At 71.8% G+C, this 18,229-nt stretch carries 16 protein-coding genes; 6 read left to right on the top strand and 10 right to left on the bottom strand.

Annotation, left to right across the window (positions count from 1 at the left end):
* Positions 1-232 precede the first annotated feature (232 nt).
* The 4 genes from AB0C73_RS09725 to AB0C73_RS09740 all read right to left on the bottom strand — a co-directional run bounded on the left by AB0C73_RS09725 (position 233) and on the right by AB0C73_RS09740 (position 4,067).
* On the bottom strand, positions 233-643 hold the full coding sequence (locus tag AB0C73_RS09725; protein ID WP_362526782.1) for a hypothetical protein: 411 nt from the start codon (positions 641-643) through the stop codon (positions 233-235).
* Between the two features lie 150 nt (positions 644-793).
* Positions 794-1,636, bottom strand: coding sequence for a hypothetical protein (locus tag AB0C73_RS09730; RefSeq protein WP_362526785.1), 843 nt, complete (start codon positions 1,634-1,636; stop codon positions 794-796).
* Positions 1,637-1,870: 234 nt separating this feature from the next.
* A complete protein-coding gene (locus tag AB0C73_RS09735; protein WP_362526787.1) occupies positions 1,871-2,758 on the bottom strand; it encodes a 2-dehydropantoate 2-reductase in 888 nt (295 codons plus the stop codon).
* Positions 2,759-2,891: 133 nt separating this feature from the next.
* Positions 2,892-4,067, bottom strand: coding sequence for an MFS transporter (locus AB0C73_RS09740; RefSeq protein ID WP_362527244.1), 1,176 nt, complete (start codon positions 4,065-4,067; stop codon positions 2,892-2,894).
* 55 nt (positions 4,068-4,122) lie between these two features.
* On the opposite strand from AB0C73_RS09740, the gene AB0C73_RS09745 reads away from it, so the two are divergent.
* Together AB0C73_RS09745 and AB0C73_RS09750 are read left to right on the top strand one after the other, a co-directional pair.
* Complete coding sequence (locus tag AB0C73_RS09745) at positions 4,123-5,532, top strand: PLP-dependent aminotransferase family protein (RefSeq protein WP_362526790.1); 1,410 nt, start codon at positions 4,123-4,125, stop codon at positions 5,530-5,532.
* Positions 5,533-5,743: 211 nt separating this feature from the next.
* A complete protein-coding gene (locus AB0C73_RS09750; protein ID WP_362526793.1) occupies positions 5,744-6,109 on the top strand; it encodes a hypothetical protein in 366 nt (121 codons plus the stop codon).
* A 161-nt stretch (positions 6,110-6,270) separates the two neighbouring features.
* Here the strand turns inward: AB0C73_RS09750 and AB0C73_RS09755 are convergent, their stop codons facing one another.
* Both AB0C73_RS09755 and AB0C73_RS09760 read right to left on the bottom strand, forming a co-directional pair.
* Complete coding sequence (locus tag AB0C73_RS09755; protein WP_362526795.1) at positions 6,271-6,789, bottom strand: DinB family protein; 519 nt, start codon at positions 6,787-6,789, stop codon at positions 6,271-6,273.
* Positions 6,790-6,911: 122 nt separating this feature from the next.
* Positions 6,912-8,258, bottom strand: a complete 1,347-nt coding sequence (locus AB0C73_RS09760) for an MFS transporter (protein WP_362526797.1) — start codon at positions 8,256-8,258, stop codon at positions 6,912-6,914.
* Between the two features lie 166 nt (positions 8,259-8,424).
* On the opposite strand from AB0C73_RS09760, the gene AB0C73_RS09765 reads away from it, so the two are divergent.
* Entirely contained in the window at positions 8,425-9,444 is a 1,020-nt protein-coding gene (locus AB0C73_RS09765) for a winged helix-turn-helix domain-containing protein (protein ID WP_362526800.1), read from the top strand.
* Positions 9,445-9,494: 50 nt separating this feature from the next.
* Here AB0C73_RS09765 and AB0C73_RS09770 read toward each other — a convergent pair whose 3' ends face one another.
* Positions 9,495-9,830 carry a hypothetical protein gene (locus AB0C73_RS09770; RefSeq protein ID WP_362526802.1) on the bottom strand — a complete coding sequence of 112 codons (336 nt, stop codon included), beginning with the start codon at positions 9,828-9,830 and terminating at the stop codon, positions 9,495-9,497.
* Between the two features lie 308 nt (positions 9,831-10,138).
* Here AB0C73_RS09770 and AB0C73_RS09775 point away from each other — a divergent pair, with 308 nt between their 5' ends.
* From AB0C73_RS09775 to AB0C73_RS09785, 3 genes are all read left to right on the top strand, one after another.
* Entirely contained in the window at positions 10,139-10,420 is a 282-nt protein-coding gene (locus tag AB0C73_RS09775) for a hypothetical protein (protein WP_362526804.1), read from the top strand.
* Between the two features lie 1,404 nt (positions 10,421-11,824).
* Positions 11,825-12,487, top strand: coding sequence for a M15 family metallopeptidase (locus tag AB0C73_RS09780; RefSeq protein WP_362526805.1), 663 nt, complete (start codon positions 11,825-11,827; stop codon positions 12,485-12,487).
* 327 nt (positions 12,488-12,814) lie between these two features.
* Positions 12,815-13,474 carry an SMI1/KNR4 family protein gene (locus AB0C73_RS09785; RefSeq protein ID WP_362526807.1) on the top strand — a complete coding sequence of 220 codons (660 nt, stop codon included), beginning with the start codon at positions 12,815-12,817 and terminating at the stop codon, positions 13,472-13,474.
* A 177-nt stretch (positions 13,475-13,651) separates the two neighbouring features.
* On the opposite strand, the gene AB0C73_RS09790 is transcribed toward AB0C73_RS09785, so the two are convergent.
* From AB0C73_RS09790 to AB0C73_RS09800, 3 genes are all read right to left on the bottom strand, one after another.
* The gene (locus AB0C73_RS09790; protein WP_362527247.1) at positions 13,652-16,045 is read right to left on the bottom strand and encodes an endonuclease/exonuclease/phosphatase family protein; all 2,394 of its coding nucleotides are present in this window, start codon (positions 16,043-16,045) and stop codon (positions 13,652-13,654) included.
* A 250-nt stretch (positions 16,046-16,295) separates the two neighbouring features.
* Complete coding sequence (locus AB0C73_RS09795) at positions 16,296-16,889, bottom strand: hypothetical protein (RefSeq protein ID WP_362526809.1); 594 nt, start codon at positions 16,887-16,889, stop codon at positions 16,296-16,298.
* Positions 16,886-18,205, bottom strand: a complete 1,320-nt coding sequence (locus AB0C73_RS09800; RefSeq protein WP_362526812.1) for an MAB_1171c family putative transporter — start codon at positions 18,203-18,205, stop codon at positions 16,886-16,888. Before AB0C73_RS09800 ends, AB0C73_RS09795 begins: the two co-directional genes overlap by 4 nt.
* Positions 18,206-18,229: the final 24 nt, after the last annotated feature.

Consider the following 18,229-nt stretch of genomic DNA (forward strand, 5'->3'; position numbering starts at 1 on the left):
GTCTCGGCCGACCGCGACCCAGCAGGCCCGAACGGCCCTGCACGCCTCCGCCGACGTGCCGCAGGGTGCCGACCGTGGCCGCCGACGGTCCGGCAGCCGTGCCACAACGTGCCGGTAAAGGCGGTGAACAGCGGACTTATAGCGCGGGTTCGATTCCCGTCATCCGCTCTTGGAAGAAGGCCCAGGTCGCTTACCTGGGCCTTCTTCATCACCGTTCCGGAGGAGCCGGAGTTCACGGATCGTCGATGTCGACGGTGATCTCGACCCCTGCTGTCGAGCGGAAAGTAGCGACGTTGCCGGACAGCTGAATCCGCAGAAACGGATTGGATCCGTCGAAGAACATCACCCAGATGAGCTTACGGTCGGCAGTCAACCGTGCGAAGAATCCCTCCGAACCGTACGAGCCCTCTCCACCCCACAGGAGCCCCTTCTCTCCCAGGTCCACGGAGGCCTGCCCATCGACCGAAGACACCCAGGAAGGATCGTCTTTCAGTATCTCGTCGAGGTCGAAAGGGGAGAGCACCGAGAAGCCACCCGGCGCGGTGGAGTCGAGCTCGACATCGTAGGAGCGCCCGTCGGCGTAGTGGAGGGCATCCCTGATGGGAAGGTAATCGTCTTCCCACAGGCGTTCGATCGTGGTCATTTCTTGTTCTTACACTGGAGTCCGGTTCCGCGCGGAATTTCATGCGCCTTTGGAATTGCTGTGCCCAGGTCCGTCCGGTCGTCGAATCAGGGTCAGCGACCTGAGGCTTGTTCCTGCTCCGTTCGGTGACCTCAGTGCACTCTGTCCGCTCTACGGGCGTTCGAAGAACTGGAGGACGCCGCTGACGGAGAAGCACAGGGCGCCGGTGAGCGTGCCCCAGTTGGCGATGTCGACGTTGACGAGGCTGCCGGTGGACGGGCGGGTGAACGCGGCGAGCGCCGAGACCATGAAGAGGACGGACCCGAGCTGGTTCACCGCCACGATCCACCAACCCAGGCTGCGTGGGAGGACGCGGAGCCGGCCGTGGCAGACCTCGACCAGGGCGAGGTGCCCGGACGCCAGGAACAGCAGACAGCCCACCAGGTCGGGCACCCAGATCAGCCGGTTGACCTGCTGGACGGTCAGCCCCGTCAGGAACGAGTTCAGCAGGTTCACACCGAACACCAGGGTGCCGGTGAACAGGAGGAAGGCACTCAGCCAGTCCACCCGCATCGGCTCGTAACTCCACCACCGCCAGCGGCGGGTGACCAATGCGTCGCCGCCGACCACATGGCGGGGCGCGTTGACCACTTGGAGGAGGGAGGCGTAGCCGCCGGTGTTGAAGAAGAGGCCACCGGCGAAGTAGATCGAGGCCGACTCCGTGGCGTCGCCAGAGCCGAACTGGGCCACGGCGGCGCCGGCCGCGAACAGGAGCCCGCCGATGACGAAGGCGGTCGCGGCGACCGAGTTCAGCCTGCGCAGGCGGCGGATCGCGACCTCGTCGGCCCGGGCGTGCCGGCCGGCGTCGTCCCTGCCCGGTCGACGGACGGCGAGCACTCCGCGTCGCCGTGCGGTCCGTGACTCCCAGACCACCGCCTCGCCACCGGACAGGACCCAGGTGACCCGGGTGGTGAACGGTCCGACGCCCTCGGCGTGCTCCTCGGGTTGCCCCACGGGTCGAGCCTAGACCGGCGAGCGGACGGCCCCGCGGGCGAAACGCCGATCGCCCGATCGCGCTCCTGGGGACAGCCGGCCCCGCCTGTCTCGGCCTCTCCGCAGTGGACGCGGGTGCGGTCAGCCTCGCGCGACCGGCCTTCATCGAGCTGCTCCGGGCTGTACCGCAGCGCACGAAGTCCTCCCCAGGCGACGGCCACAGGACGAGGGTGCGTGGCGCTTCTGCGGCTGCGCCTACTCGCTCGCCGGGGGAGTCAGCTCTGCGACGAGGCGTGCGGTCATCGGGGTCTCGATCCTGTGAGTGGCCGCGGCCCGTAGGACGGCCCCGCCGATGGCGTCGAGTTCGATCGGGTGGCCGTTCTCCGCGTCGCGCTGCATCGAGGACTTCATCGTCTCGGGCGCCCGGTCGAAGAAGGAGAGCACGGCCTCGGCGGTCACCGGTGCGCCCGCTGCGCGCGCCACGGCGGTGATTTCGTCGAGGACGGCGAGCAGTTCCGACCGCCGCTCGTCGCGGATGACGCCCACGGCGGCCCGGTGGCGCGTGGTCAGCAGGGCGAACGGGGCGAGGAAGGAGAGTTTGTCCCAGAGCATCGCGCTCTCGTCGGTGCGCAGGGTCACGTCGAGGCCGGCGTGACGGAGGCGGGAGGCGAAGGCGTCGAGCGGGGCGGCCAGTTCGAGGGCGGTGAAGGGGCTGGTGTGCACGATGCGTCCGGGTGCCGTGCGCGTTGCCTCGACCCGGATCGTTCCGGCCACGACCTGGCCGGCCGGATAGCGCCGGCGCAGCGCTGCGACGTGGTCGAGTCCGTTGAGCAGCGGTACGAGGACGCCGTCGCCGAGGAGCTGCGGCGGGACACGGTCGAGGGCGGCGGGCAGGGCGGTCTGTTTGACGGTCACGAGCGTGACGTCGACCGGTTCGCGCAGCAGAGTGTCGGCCTCGACCGGAGCGGTGAAGTCGCCGTACCGCGTGCTCCGGACGCTCAGACCGTCACGGCGCAGCACGGCGGCGGTCTCCTCTCCGGCGAGGCAGATGACGCGGTGCCCGTCGCGGGCCAACAGCGCGCCGATCAGGCCACCGACTCCGCCGGGTCCGAGGACGGCCACCGTCATGGGGGTGCTGGTCATGTGAGCTCCTGTTCGCGGAAGACCGCGCCCGTGGGGCGGTCTCCTTCGGTGAAGGCGGTCAGGTCGTCGGCGAACGCGCGACGACGCGTACGGGTGGCGGAGCCTCGGCCCCGGCGGCACGGGGTCGTCCCGGTCATCGGCGGGCGCCGTCGGCCAGGCGGTCGCGCCAGGCCGGGACGAGGGCGGTGAGCATCAGTGCGGCGGTGAGGGTGAAGGCCCAGGGGTAGCCGCTCCGGGCGGCGAGGATGCCGAAGCCGATGGCCCCGATAGCCATGCCCGCGTCGTAGGCGACGTTCCACAGGGCGCTGACGGTGCCGTAGCCGGACTCGGGGACACGCGCATACATCAGCGACAGCGTCGCGTTCTGGGTGGCTCCGAATCCGGCCCCGAACAGGGCGACGCCCACGACGACGGCGACCGGGCTGTGGGTCAGAGCGGTCAGCAGCGTCCCCGCGGCCGAGACGACCAGACCGGGCACGACGAGCGAGGCCGGTCCGTGCCGGTCACCGTGCCGGCCCGCGCCCCAGCGGGCCACGGTCGCTGCCGCGGACTGGACGAACAGGGCCACGGCGACGACTCCGGCGGAAGCCGACGGGACGGCGAGGGGCAGGAAGGTGACGATGATGCCGGCAGCGAGCGCGGTGGCCGAGAAGACGACGACGGGCCGCAGCAGAGCGGCCGTCCGGAACCCGGCCAGCACCCCGATCGACTGCTCGGAGGCCGACGGGCGGTCCGGCACTCCCAGCACCGAGACGATGGCGGCCAGCGCGGACACCGCGCCGGCGGCGCACACCGGTCCGTACCCGCCGTGCGCCGCCCACCACACCCCCAGCGGAAGGGCGGCCAGCGCCGGAACCCCGGACACGATGCCGACCAGCGCCAGCCCTTCACCACGGCGCTCGGGCGGGATCAGCGACGCCGTCAGAGCACCACCCGCGACGACCGTGACCCCGAAGCCCAGACCGCGCGCGGCACAGACCGCCGTGATCCACACCGTGCTCCCGGACACGGTCAGTACCAGCGCGGGCGCACCCAGCAGGACAAACCCCGCCACCAGCGGCAGGCGGTATCCGAAGCGGGCCACGAGCCGGGGAGCGGCCAGCCCGCCTCCGACCGTCGCGAGCAGCAACGCACCCGAGGCCAGTCCCGCGGCATGACCGCCGCCGTACGCCTCGGCGTAGAGGGGAACGACGGAGAGCAGCAGGTAGAAGCTCGTCGAGGCGCCGATGACCGAGACGAAGCGGAGCAGCAGGGGCCGCGTCACCAGCGCCGGCCGCGAACCGGCGTTCCCGGCTTGAGAGTTGATCATCCTGGTCACACGACGAAGCTAGGGGTGGGGCGGACCACCAGTAAGATCCAATTCCATGCCTCTGGAGTGGTCCGGTCTGTCACCCGAGCTGCTGCTGGTCATCGACCGGGACGGCGGCGAGCCGCTGCGATCCCAGCTGGAACTGCGGCTGCGGGACGCGATCCGGACCGGGCGGCTGCAGATCGGCGAACGGCTGCCGTCCTCCCGTGAACTCGCCCGGATGCTCGGGGTTTCGCGCGGCCTCGTGCAGGAGTGCTACGCACAGCTCCAGGCCGAGGGATACCTCGTGACACGCGTCGGCTCGGCCACGCGGGTCGCCGCCGGAGCGGGCGTGCCGTCGGCGCCCGCGTCACCGCCCCCGGCATCGCCGTCACCCCTGATCGCCGACTTCAGGCACGGCGTCCCCGACCTGAGCAGCTTCCCGCTCGCCGACTGGCTGTGGGCCACGCGCGAGGCGGCACGCACCATGCCGACGGCGGCGCTCGACTACGGCGACCCGCGCGGAAGCGCGGCACTGCGCGAGGTCATGGCCGGGTATCTGCGGCGGGTGCGCGCCGCAGCGGCGGATCCGGAACGGATCGTGATCTGCTCCGGCTACGCGCAGGGCCTCGCTCTGGCCCTGTCCGCCCTGGCCAGGACAGGTATCCGTGCGGTGGCGTACGAGGACCCCGGCTCACCGGCCACGATCTCCTCCGCCGCGGCCTCGGCGGGCATGTCGGCCACCCCCGTACCGGTCGACGAGCGCGGGATCGACGTACGGGCACTCGCCAGGACCGACGCCCGCGCCGTCGTCCTGACCCCCGCGCACCAGTGGCCCACCGGCGTCGCCCTGGCGCCCGAGAGGCGGCTCGCACTGATCGAGTGGGCCAGGAGGCGGGACGCCGTCGTCATCGAGGACGACTACGACGCCGAGTTCCGGTACGACCGGGAGCCGGTGGGCGCGCTGCAGGGACTCGCCGCGGACCGCGTGATCTCCATCGGGACCGTCAGCAAGTCCCTCGCGCCCGCGCTGCGCCTCGGGTGGATGCTCTGCCCGCCCGCGCTCACCGAACTGATCGTCGAGCACAAGCAGTTGAACGACCGCGGGTCCCCCACGCTCGATCAGCTCGCCCTCGCGCGACTGATCGAGTCCGGCCGCTTCGACCGGCACCTGCGCCGGATGCGGACGACCTACGCGGCACGTCGTGCCGCCCTGGTGGCGGCGCTCGCCGAGCACGCGCCCGCCGTCGCGGTGACCGGTCTTGCGGCGGGCTTCCACGCGGTGGCACACCTCGACGGAGTGGCCGACGAGAAGGAACTCGTCTCCGCCGCCCGCGCCCGGTCCGTCGGCCTCTACGGCATGAGCATCTGCCGTTCCTCTCGTGCGACGGAGCCGGTGCGGCTGATCCTCGGGTTCGGCAACGTCGGCGAACGTGCCGTCACGGCAGGCATCACGGCGGTCGGCGGCCTGCTCAGGGGCCGATAGCCCCGCGTCACGTGTCGGTTCCCCCGCCTTTACGGTACGTGGATGCCCGACGTACTCGGGGAGGTCACCCGCTCCGCTCGCTGCCCGGATCACCGCCGCCGGGCCGAGCAACTGATCTTGCGGCTGGAACAGGCAGGGGACACTCTGTTCGGGCGCCCGCCTCAAAGAGCCGCGCCACCTGTCCTGCTCTCCAGGTGAACGGAGAAGTTCGTTGGAAGCCGAACCCGCTGGATCGCAAGGAACGCTCCTCTGGTCCGGGCAGCTCGGTCGCCTGCGGGCGGAGCTCTGCCGAGTCGGCGACCAGCAGACGCTCACCATCGGCGAGCGGCGGATCGTGTTGAAGCCCGATGCGGTGGTGCGGCACCGCAGCGGCCGGCTGGGACAGCGACTCACCGTCGAGCAGCCCGGCGAGGCGTCGTTCACCCATCGCTACCGGCTGCCGTGGGCCTCCCAGCTCGCCCCGGTGTGGGAGGCGGCCTACGACCGCTGGTCCGCAGAGGCCGACGACCCCGGACTCGTCCTGACCGAGCTGCTCGGTGGCATCGACGACTGGCGGGAGGCCCCGGCCGACAATTGACCCCGTGGCGGGGCGAGGAGAGCCGGCGGATGCGGCGGCCTGGAAGCGGGCAGCGCCGCTGCTGCCGGCCACGGACGGCCGAGGCAGGCCGAGGCAGGCCGAGGCGGGCCGAGGCGGGATCACCGGCAGGTGGTCCATGGGGTGAACGGAAAGTCATCTGGTCACCAACCGCGGGTGCCGTCGGTGAGTTCGCGGAGGAGGTCGGCGTAGCCGGCGTGGCGGTGCGTCTCGGCGACCATGTGGGTCAGTGCCCAGCGCAGGGTGTAGTCGCTGTCGGTCTGGGCGCCCATGGAGTCCAGGTCGAGCGCGGCGATGACGTCGTCGCTGGTCGCGCACGCCTCGCGGTAACGGGTCACCAGGCCCGCCCGTCCGGTCTCGTCGACAGGGTGCCAGTCGCCGTCGGGGGCTTCGGGGCCGAACGGCATCGGGACGTCTCCGCCGCCGAGCCGGTTGGCGAACCAGTCGTACTCGACGCACGCGAGGTGGCTCAGGAGGCCACCGAGAGTCGTGGCGGATCCGACGTGGCGCCGGGTGAGCTGCTCGTCGGACAGTCCGTCGGTCTTGGCGATGACCGTCGCACGGGCGAAGCGCAGAAAGGCCCAGAGCATCTCCTTCTCCCACAGCTGGTGCGCCGGGATGCGACGGCCGGGTGCCGGGGCGACGGGGACGTGGTGGGACATGGGCTCTCCATCTCGTAGCGTCTCGTGGCTACTCGTGACGTCTCGTGGCTACTCGTGACGTCTCGTGGCTACTCGTGGCTTCTCGTGACGCCTCGTGCTGTCTCGCGTATGCCTGGGATCGTTCAGTGGGCCGACAGGCGGGTCTCGACCTCGGCCAGCGCCTCGGGGGTGAAGGCCCGGACGAACGGGACGGCGACGATCGCCGCGGCGGCGGCGAAGAAGGCGAACGCCCACCGGTAACCCACGGCCTGGGCCAGCGCACCGGCCGCGGCGGCGCCCAGCGAAAGGGAGCCCCAGCTGAACAGCCGGGAGACCGAGCTGTAACGCCCCATCATGTCCGGCGGCACCAGGGTCTGGCCGATGGTGCGCGCGTTCACCACCCACAGGGTGCTGCCGAGGCCGCCGAGGAACGCCGCCACACCGGTGGCCCAGACGTTCGCGGTCAGGGCGGGGACCGCCACCAGCGAGGCCGCGGCGAAGACGTTGGCGGACATCGCCCGGCGCCGGCCGAGCAGCCGGTTGATCCGGCCCACGACGAGTGTGCCGGCCAGGCCGCCGACGCCGAGCGCGCCGACCAGCGCGCCGTAGGCGGTGGGGCTCAGTCGCCAGACCCCGGTCGCGACCAGCGGCATCAGTGCGAACCACGCGGCCCAGCAGGTCACCAGTACGGCGACCGACAGGGAGAGCGACCTGAGCAGCCGTTGCCGCCACAGGAAACGCAGGCCCTCTCCGATCTGCCCCGTCACCGAGGCCGGCGGCCGGTCGGCGGACGGGTCGGCAGACGGGTCGGCGGCCCCGGCGGTCCGGGCGGCCCTGAACCGGCCGGCAAGGAACAGCAGGAACACCGTCGCCGTCAGGTAGCCGCCGGCGGACACGCCCAGGGCCAGGCTCGCGCCGACCGCCACGAGCAGGCCGCCCAGGAACGGTCCGGCGAACTCGTTGGCCACCGTCTCCACACCCGTCATCAGTACGTTGACGCGCTCTCGTCCCGCCGGTGCAACGGCGTCGGGGACGAGTGCGGCAGCCGATGTCAGCGCGACGACCTCGGCGATGCCGAGGGCAGCCGCGCAGGCGTACAACAAAGGCAGGCCGAGCCCACCGGACTCCGCGACGGCCAGGAGGGCGCCGACCGCGACGACGCGGAGGCCGTTCGCCAGCCACAACAACCGGCGCCGGTCGGCGCGGTCGACCAGGACGCCGACGGGCAGGGAGATCAGGAGCCAGGGCAGGGTCATGGCGAACAGGACCCCCGAGACCAGCGCCGGGGACTTCGTCAGCGAGCCGGCGACGAGAGGCAGGGCGATCTTGGTGATGCCGTCGGTCAGATTCGTGACGGCGGTGAACGCCACCAGCACCCGGGCGTTGCGCCCGCTCGGCCCACCGGTCGTCGCCCGGCCCTCGTCCCGACCGGCATCGTCCCGCCCGGCCTCGTCCCGACCCGCATCGACGCGGGCTCTCTGGTCCTGCATCACAGCTCCTTGTGCGGTGCTTCGGTTCCGCAAGCTGCGCCAGCCTCACCCGTAGGCTTCGCGCGCGGCCAGCAGTTCGGCGCGGGACCGAACCATCGCCGCTCCCGTGACCGGGGCTACCGTGGACGGCGGTTCCGGACGCGGACCACTGCCGGAGGAGAGGGGGGTGGGCTCGTTGCGTCTGCACCTGGTCGCGGGGACCCAGGATCTTGGCCGTACCCGGATCGCGGTGTCACCCCTGCAGAACCTGGTCATCGGCTTCTGGGGGCACCAGCCCTCGCGGGAGACCCGGGCGTGGCAGAGGGCCCGCCGCCCACATGTCCCCCGCTCCGCCGTGCCGCTGCTTGAGCTGATCAACGCGCACCCGTGGTACGTCCCCGACTTCCTCGCTCCGGTGCTTCCCGCCGCGCGGGACGCCGCAGGCCCTTCGCTCGCCACGGAACTGGAGGCCCTGCGCGCCCTCACGGAGACCGAGCTCCAGGCCGGACTCCGGTACGTCGACGCCCTGCCCGGAGTGCCCCGCAGCGTCCTCGAACTGCGTGACGGGTCCGACCGCCACCTCGCCCGCCTGACCGACGCGGCCCGCCTCCTGTTCCGCGCCTGCCTGGCCGAGGACTGGCCGGGCATCGAGCAGCGGCTTCGCGCGGACGTCGCCCGTCGCGCGGCGCAGATGGTCTCCGCGGGGCCGGGGTCCATGCTGACCGGCCTGAGCACCAGGCTCACCTGGCGGGACGACAGCACACTGACGATCGCGCTCGACGGCTGTCGCCGGGAGCAGGGCCCCGCGGAAACGACCGTCAGCCTGGCCGGTCAGGGCCTGCTCCTCATGCCCAGTCCGTTCGCCGGCCCGGACTCGCTCGTCATCACCGGGTCGGTCACGTCGTCCCGCCAAGCCGTCATCGCCTATCACGCCACCACCGCGGCGCACGGCGCCGTACCCGGACGCGACCCCCTCACCGCCCTCGTCGGCCGCGGACGGGCCCGTGCCCTCCGCGCCGTCCAGGGAACCGCCACCACCACCGAACTCGCCCGCCGCCTCGGCGTCGGCAAATCCACCGCGTCCGAACACGCGGCCTCTCTCCGCGCCGCGGGCCTGGTCACCACCCATCGCACCGGCCGGACCGTGCGGCATACCACCACCGCACTCGCCCGCCGCCTGCTGACCGACGACACGGCCCACGGCTGATGAGGGCGCCCGTGCCCAGGGCCGCCCCCGCCCGTCGTCCCTTCGGCCGCTCAGGAAACCGGCGACCGCCTGTCACCACGCCGTCGCGCCCCATGGATGGAGGGGAGCCAGACGAAGAAGAGGTAGAGCACCGGCCCGACGGCACGGCAGAAGCCGACCACCCAGGGCTCCGGCAGTCCGGTCACGCCGTACACACCGCTGCTCCCCATGCCGATCCCGAGGAGAACGATCCCCGCCGCCCAGCAGCGCACCGCCCACCGCGGGACACGAGCCACCCACGCGGGAGCCCGATCGAGGTGACGCCACCGCTCCCAGGCGGTCCACGCCACCAGTGGCCCGAAGAACAAGAGAGCGACATCGCCGAACATGTCCCACAACCAGTCCATGTTCCCCTCCCCTGGTCACGCCTGGCTCCGGGCCGCAATACCCGCCGGGGAGCGCCGAGACCGCCTTGCTGTTCCGCGGCCTCGCCTCGGCGCAGTACCGAGCCTGCCATCCCACACCGGGAAACACACTGCCGGGTTCCGGCAGCGTTGGCGCGCGCAGACAGACGGCGCGGCCCCTTGATACGGCTCTGTGCGGCCTCGGTAGGGTCACCATCACGCCGGCATCAGCTGTACGGCATCGTCACCTCGGCAATGGCCAGTTGGCCACGCGGCCGCGCTGTACATGCACCCCCCTGGAGTCAGCCCCCATGACATGGCAGTGGATCGGCCTCACGTTCTTCTCCCTCACCGTGCTGCCTGCGGGCCTGGCCGTGGCCACAGGCCGAGTCCCCGAGCGTCTGCACCACCGACCGGTCGATGCCACCGCGCCCGTCAACGCGCTCCCCCGCATGGCCGGTGCCTTCCCCGACATCACGCTCGCCCGCACGGCGGCCGGCGGCGCACTCGCCGTCGCCGGCTGCCTGGTCCTGGGCAGCGCCACGATCGGCCATCAGCGGCGCCCCGTCGCGGCCCCGCACGAAGGCTCCTGACGCCATGCCCACCACACCACCTCGCACCAGCCGCGGGCGACGTGAGGCCGTATCGCTCACCGTCTGGTGGGTCGTGCTCACCCTGGCCTTCTGGCTCCTGGGACACGCGACGAGCCACCCGGCCGGCCTCGCGGCGAGCGCCGCGTCCGCCGCCCTGATGGCTGCCATCGGCGAAACCGGCGACTGGGCTCGCCGACGCTGGCAAGCCCGACGTCACCCTCCGGAAGAGAGCCACGTGTCCACTGCCCCCTGAACGTAAGCCCGTGCCACACCGACCGCGGGAGGGATCGTGCGATTCAGCAGGAAGCAGAGGGGAGGGCGGGGTCCGGGACTCGCGGGCGAGGTGACGGCCTTCGGTGAGCTGCTGGCCGTGCACCCCTTCCAGCCGGGGACTCCCGGAACGCCGCCGGAAGCGGTGGCGGACTGGGCACGCGCCCTTGACGCGTACGAGGCGGCCGGCCGCGCCCTGCGCCACGACGGTCGCGAGGACGTGCTTCGGCACCTGGACGACGGCCGGTACGCCATGGCCTGTCTGGAGTCCCGCCTGGCGGGTGGCCCGTCGCCCGCGCGGCTCCCGCTCTGCTTCTTCGACCCCCGGCACGGGCCGTCGACCGCCGAAGTGCCGTGGCCGCCCCCGGGCGGCACGCCGCGCCAGGTCCCGGTGAGCGCGGCGGACGAGGTGCGCCTGCGCGAGGGCTCCCTCCCGATCGCCAGCGGCCACCCCGCACGGCGCCCGGCCGCCCCGGCGCCGGCGCCGCGTGACCGTATCGACTGGGGCAAGCTGGCACTGCCAGGGCTGGTGGCCGCACTCCTCGCGTACGCGGCTGCCCTGTTCGCCGTCGGCGACGTGGTGGGAGCGGTCCTCTACCGTCCGACGTGGAATGGCTCCTGGTCCTCTCGGCAGAGCGGTCGAACCCCGTACCGTCATGGTGGGCGACGGCCTCTCACCTCTCAGATCTCCACGCGTTCCGAGCGGTCCCGGTGGTGCACATCCGGTAAGGACCGCCCGAACAGGACCGGCCCTTCCGTCTCACATCGCTCTCACGGTCCCTGCGATAGGTTGCCCACCATGATCGAATCCGGACTTGATGCCTGGCCACCTGCGCCCACAAGGGCCGAACGGCGCGTACTCCGCGGGTCCGAGGCGCGGGACCGCGCTGCGTTCACCGACCTGTTCGCCTCACCAGGAGTAGGGGCTCACGCAGGTGGCGCCCGGCCGCACGACGCAGAGGGTCGGGGGCACGTCCGCACCGCGGGCGGAGAGGCCGAGTTCGGCCACCTGTTCCTGCCGGAGGTGTCGGGGCGCGAGTACGCCGCCGAGGTGGAGCGGTTCGAGGAGCGGGGCGCCGAGCGGTGGTTCGGTGTGCGGTCCTCGCTCACGCCGTCCGGTCGGGGCTCGGCGTCATGACCGAACTCGTTTTGATGTCGGATCCGAAGGTCGCTGCCATACCTGTCGTCGAGTCCGGTGAACGTCTTGTGGACGTCCGTCACGACGGCTGGTTGCTCGTCGACACGCGCAAGCAGGACCCGGCGGACGCCTTCGCGTTCCTGCGGGAAGGCGTCCTGGAACGGCTGGCCAAGGCCCAGGCGATGCTCCCGGCGGGCCTGCGGCTGCTGTTCGTCGAGGGGTACCGTCCTCCTTCTCTCCAGCGCGAGTACTTCGAGGAGTACGCCGATCAGTTGCGCGCCACCCACCCCTCCTGGTCCACGGAGCAGATCCACTCGGCGGCGAGCAGGTACGTGTCACCCCCGGACATCGCTCCGCACAGCGCCGGCGCGGCCGTCGACCTCACCCTGGCCGACGCCGACGGGAACGAACTGGACCTCGGCACACGCATGAACGCCGACCCGGAGGAAAGCGAGGGCGCCTGCTACACCCATGCGGCCGGCATCAGCGACGAGGCCCGCGCCCATCGTGAACTCCTGGGTACGGTCCTCACGGCCGCCGGGCTCGTGAACTACCCGACGGAGTGGTGGCATTGGTCCTTCGGGGACCGCTACTGGGCTTTGATCTCAGGAGAGACCGCAGCCCTCTACGGTCCGAAGGAGATCGACTCTCGCGGCTGACCGACCAGCCCTTCCGCTCCGTACCGACCCGTGAACCGACGGCGGGGCGTCCGTCTGGTCCAGCGCCGCATTCCGCGCTCCGCCGCCGGCGACGACGTGCCCCATCCGTGCCCAACACCTCATCCACGCCGCCGCACTGCCCGGAATGGCGGCGACGAGTTCGCGATCGACCTGACTCCCGGCCCCCGCGGACACTTCGGGCAGGTCATCCTGGTCGATCTCACCGCCTCCCCCGGCACCGGGCGACGAAGGCCCGGGTCGGCGGCCTGGGCCCTCGTCGTCGGTAAACCTGTGTCGGTGCCGTGCGCGTCTCACTAGCGTGTGCCCATGGATGAGGACACGTGGGCGGGCGTGCGGGAGCGGGTGCTCCGGGTTGCCGGGCACCCCGGAGCGGACAAGATCTTCGGGGCACGGGGACATGGCTTTCGACTCGGTCCCGTCATGCGCGAGGAGCAGCTCCGGGCGCTGGAGGCCGATCTGGGCGTGGGTCTGCCCGCGCAGTATCGGAGTTTTCTGCTCCAGGTCGGAGGAGGGGGAGCCGGCCCGGACTACGGCCTGATGACACCGACCTTGGGCAAGGGTGGGTGGCAGTGGCGTGGCATCGGGCTCGCCTTCTCCGCGCAGCCGACCACCGCCGAGTTCGCCGGACGGCCCTTCGTGGCCGAAGCCCTGCGGAGTGAGTTCGCCGCGCTCGATGCGCAGGAGCCCACGAGCGATTCCTACGGCACTGACGAGGAGTTCCGCCGCGCCTACGCGGCCTGGGATGCGCGCTACGAGGAGCTGAATGACGCGCGGGAGGCGGGCGCGGTGTTCCTCAGCGAGCAGGGATGCGGCTATACGACGCTGATGGTGATGACGGGCCCGCACCGGGGTTCCATCTGGGAAGACCTGAGACCGATGGACCGGGGGATCGAGCCGACCGGGCATGACTTCGCACACTGGTACCGGAGTTGGCTCGAGCGCACCGAGCAGAAGCTCGCGATCTGACACGGGGTTGCGGTCCGGGCTTCGGGACAGAAGGAGCGGAGCGCTGAAGCCTGGACTCCCGGAGGCGTTCGATGGGGATGGTCATGGCTGTTCGCCTTCGCATGGCTGCCTTCGCAGCAGAACTCCCCCGGCCGGTCCGAGGACCGGCCGGGGGAGCCGTGGTGACGTGCTGCCGGGTCAGGGCTTGATGCGGACCACCTGGGGGTCGTGGTCCGACGCCTGGGTGGCGAACTCGCTGTTGATGTGGACGACGTCGTAGTGGACGTGCTGGGGCTTCAGGCCGGGGCTGACCAGGATGTGGTCGAGCACCTGCGAGTTGCCCTGGTAGACGTACGAGTAGCGCTCGGACTCCGGCAGTTCGTTCACCAGGTCGCGCAGGACGCCGTCCTGGGTGAGAGTCTGGAGCGCGGGCGAGAACTGGTAGTCGTTGAAGTCGCCGAGGGAGACCACCGCGGCGCGGGGGTCGGCGGCCAGGAGCTTGGCGACGAAGGCCTGTTCGGCCGCCGCCTGCTTGGCGCGCTGGATCTCGGAGCTGCGGTTCGGGGCCTGGAAGCGGCTGTCGAGGCCCTGGTCGCCGCCCTTGCTGTTGAAGTGGTTGGCGATCACGAAGACCGGCTTGCCGTGGAAGAGGAACTGGCCGACCAGCGGCTTGCGGCTCCTGTTCCAGGCCTCGTTCGACGGGTCGATCCGGCCCGGGGAGGCGGTCAGCGAGGTGTGGTTGCCGGTGCCGGTCACGTCCACCGCGGTGGTGGCGTCGCCGCCGGGGATGTCGGTGAAGGAGACGCGGTCCGGGTTGAAGAGGAAGACCTGGCGGATGTTGCCGCCGGGCTCACCGCCGTCCTTGCCGTCCACCGGGTCGACGGAGCGCCAGTCGTACGCCGGGCCGCCGGCCGCCCTGATCGCCTCGACGAACTTGGCGACGGTGGCGTCGGACGAGACCGTGCCGTCGTTGACCGGGCCGTTGTCGTCCTGGATCTCCTCCAGGGCCAGGATGTCGGGCGAGCGCAGGTTGGTGACCACGCCGGACGCCAGCTCGGCGAACTTCTCGTCCGGGTCGCCCGGGTCGAGGTTCTCGACGTTGTACGTGCCGATCTTCAGCTCGCTCGGCAGGCCGGACGCGGTGACCTCCCGCTCCAGCCCGCCCGACTCGACGCCGCCGACCCGGGTGGCCGCCACCGAGTAGCCGCCGAACGAGGTGTAGTCCAGCGGGCCGCCGGTGGCGCCGGTGAGCCGGTCGCCGACGTCGGCGACCGGGAAGTCGGCGGCCGCACCGAGGGACTGGACCATGAGGCGGCCGGCGTTCGGCTGGTCGTAGCCGAGGTAGACGACACCGCCGCGGGACGAACGCGGGTCCTGCTCGCGGGCGTCCACCCACAGCTCGTGGTACTCGTTGCTGGCCTGCGTCACCGGTACGTCGCGGACCTCGACGTCCATGCCCTCCAGCGACTCGAACAGGTCGAGCGCGTAGGTGCCGGGTTGGAGCGGCAGGGACTCGATCGAGGCGCCGCCCGCCTCCGGGGTGTAGGCCGCCGGGAGGTTCGCGTCGTCGAGGACGACCGGGGCGGGCACCGGGTTGCCCGAGGAGACCACGGTGACCTTGGGGCTGGTCAGCTCGGTGACGGACTGCGAGCCGCCCGAGCTGTTCGGGTAGTACTCGCTGACCTTGGCCGTGACGAGCACCGAGTCGCCGGCCTTGACGGCGGGGGCGGCGCTGCCGGTGAAGACGAAGACGCCCTCGCTGGTGGCCGGATCGGTGTCGGCGTCCGGGTCCTGCATCCAGAAGCCCTTGGAGCCGTACGTACGCACGCCGGTGACGGTGCCGGGGACGCCCGCGATCGTCTTGCCGGCCAGCGGCGAGAGGCGGGTGGTGCCCTGGATGTCGTGGATCCGCACCGTGCCGGGCTCGGTCGGGCCGCCGCCGGAGCCGTCACCGCCGCCCGGGGTGGACTCGCCCTTGGTGTTGACCGGCGTGGGCGCGCCGGCCTGGAGGTCGGCGGCGTTGTCGTCGGTGTCGGCGAGGGACGCGGCGCGGGCCACCGAGGCGGTGTTGGAGGCGCCCGGGGCCGAGGCGGAGCCCTCGTGGACCACGGCGGTGCCGAAGCCCACCAGGTCGACGATCCGCGGGTCGGCGGCGCAGTCCGCGGCGGTCTTGCAGGTCAGCGGGTCGGTGCCGGCGACGAGCGCGATGGTGCCCGTGGTGGCGGACAGGGCCAGGTTGCCGGCGGCGTCGGCGGCCGGCAGGTTCACGGTGCCGCCGGCGCCGGGCGCCTCGGCGACCAGGTAGCGGCCGCCGGGGGCGACCGAGCCGCTCAGCGCCGTGACCCCCCACTTGCTGGTGGCGCCGGGGCTGCCCGGCAGGTACTGGACGCTGTAGCCGCTCAGGCCGAAGGCGGCCGCGGTCGGGTTGGCGAGCTCGATGAAGTCGTTCTTCAGCGTCGCGCCGGAGTTGCCGCCACCGCCGTACACCTCGGCGATGACCGCACCCGCGGACGGGGCGGCGAGCGCGCCGGGCAGCGGGACGAGCACCAGCGACGCGGTGACCGCGGCGGGCAGGGCGGTACGCAGCAGCAAGCGGTGGGAGCGGCGAGTGGATATGGGGCTGGGCACCGTTGCGGAGCTCCTTCATGGCAGGACGAGGCCCGGCCACCCGCGCTGGGGCCAGGGCCGATGAGGGATCGTCAAACTGTCGACGGGGGACGCCCCTGGGCGTCGTACAACAGATCCAGAGGTGAAGATACGCGCGTAGAACGTGACACAACAAGGTCTCGTACGTGAACTTCTCGCCAGTCGCGCCCCCGCCGTACGGTCCGGGCCTTCGCTCTCATACGAGGAGGAACGCGGCGGCGGTGCTCGCGCCGAGCGTGGCTCCGGCGAGGGTCTGGGCCACCGTGTGGTAGGTCAGTGCGACCCGGGACCAGCACACGGCGGCCGTGAGTGTGGAGGCGATCAGCCACCACGGCGAGTGCACCGCGGCCAGGAGCGCCACCACCGCCGAGGCCACGGCGGAGTCCACCGAGATCTTCCAGACGGTGTTCACCGCGAGTAGCCCGATGGTCATCACCCACAGGGCGAGCATCGCGATCAGGATGGGAGTGGGCGCCCCGCCGAGGAGCATGACCACCGAGCCGGTGCCGATGGAACCGAGGATGACGAAGAAGATCGGCGCGCGCTGGGTGCGGTCGACCACATGGCGGTCGCCCCAGGTGCCGCGCTTGCGCTCCCACTCGATGTAGCCGGCCGGGATCAGCCCGGCGCACAGGGCGCCGAGCAGGCCCCACAGCAGGCCGGTCCAGTGGCCGGCGGCGGCGAGGCCGATCCCGAGCATGCCCGCGAGCAGGACGTTGCGGGGCTGCAGGACGTCGGTCACGACGCGGGCCACGGTCCGGGTGCCGGAGACATGGACGATGTCGTTCACGCGCTGGGCTCCAGGCAGGAGCGCAGGACGGCGTGGGCCCGCTGTTCGGGGACGGACTTGTACGCGGCGGCCACCCGTACCAGCCAGGCGACCTCGCCGTCCTGGTCGGTGGCGTGCTTCGTCTCGAAGGCCGCGGCCTTTCCGGCGGGCGCGCCCTCGGCCTTGGCGGCCAGGGCCGCCTTGATCCAGTAGGCGTCGGCGAGCGCGCCGGCCTTCCCGAGGCCGGAGTCGGAGTCGGAGCCGGAGTCGGAGCCGGAGTCGGAGCCGGAGTCGGAGCCGGAGTCCACGGCCTCGCCCGCCTCGCCCGCCGCGGCCTCCTTGGCGGCGGTCAGCAGGCTGTCGGGCACGTAGTGGCGCAGCTTCTCGACCGCGTCCGCGATGTCGGCCGCCCAGCGGTCGACGCGCAGGTCCGCCGGGGTGTCGAAGCGGGTCAGCTCCCGGGTGAGCGAGGCCGGCGGGGCGAAGGGCTGGTCGGGGAAGGCCGTCATCAGCTCGCGCCACAGCGGGTGCAGATTCATCTGGGCCCGCCACAGCCGGGCCCGCCGCCAGCCCTTGCTGAAGGCCGGGAGGGAGGCGCCGAGCGCGAAGAAGGCGAAGAGGACCACCTGAGCGGCCTCGGTGACCTCGTCGAAGGTCAGCGCGAAGCTCTCGCTGGGCCGGTCGACCACGCTGATCCACAGGAACAGGGTCCGGCTCAGGGTGTAGCCGACGCCGATGAACATCGCGAAGGTCATCATGCCCAGGCCCACCCGGAGGTGGAGCAGCCGGGCGTCGGCCGTGGCCAGGGCCCACTGGTAGGCGCAGACGGCGGACGCGGCGCCCAAGTACACGTAGAAGACGCTCATGTAGAGCGTGGCGCCCCACTGGCCGGCGTGCTCGGCCACGAACCGGTCCGCGGGGACCGAGCGGTCCACCACCGTGAAGAAGAGCGCGGTGAGGAGGACGAGGGTGACCACGGAGGCCTTGGTGGCCACCTGCTGGACGAGCCGGGCGAAGCGTACGTGGCGGGGGATCGCCCCGCCCTCCGGGAAGTGCCCGTAGATGGCGACGATGTAGCTGAGGATCGCCAGGATGGCGACGGTGGCCGTGTAGTGCTTGATCAGCACCGCGAGGTCCACGACGGGGCTGTTGTTGAGGCCTGTCCGGACCACGCGGGTCTTGGTCCACAGGGCGACGGCGAAGCCCGCGTAACAGCCCCACAGGGCGCGGCGGCGCTTGTCCTCCTCGTCGCCCCAGAGGGCGGCCGGCATACGCCACAGGGCGACGGCAGTCATCAGACCGGCTATGAGGTAGCCGGCGAGGTCGAGCGCGGTCACGTGAGTTCCTCGGGGGATGGTGGG

Source organism: Streptomyces sp. NPDC048623 (assembly GCF_040650755.1).
In the GTDB taxonomy this organism is placed as follows: domain Bacteria; phylum Actinomycetota; class Actinomycetes; order Streptomycetales; family Streptomycetaceae; genus Streptomyces.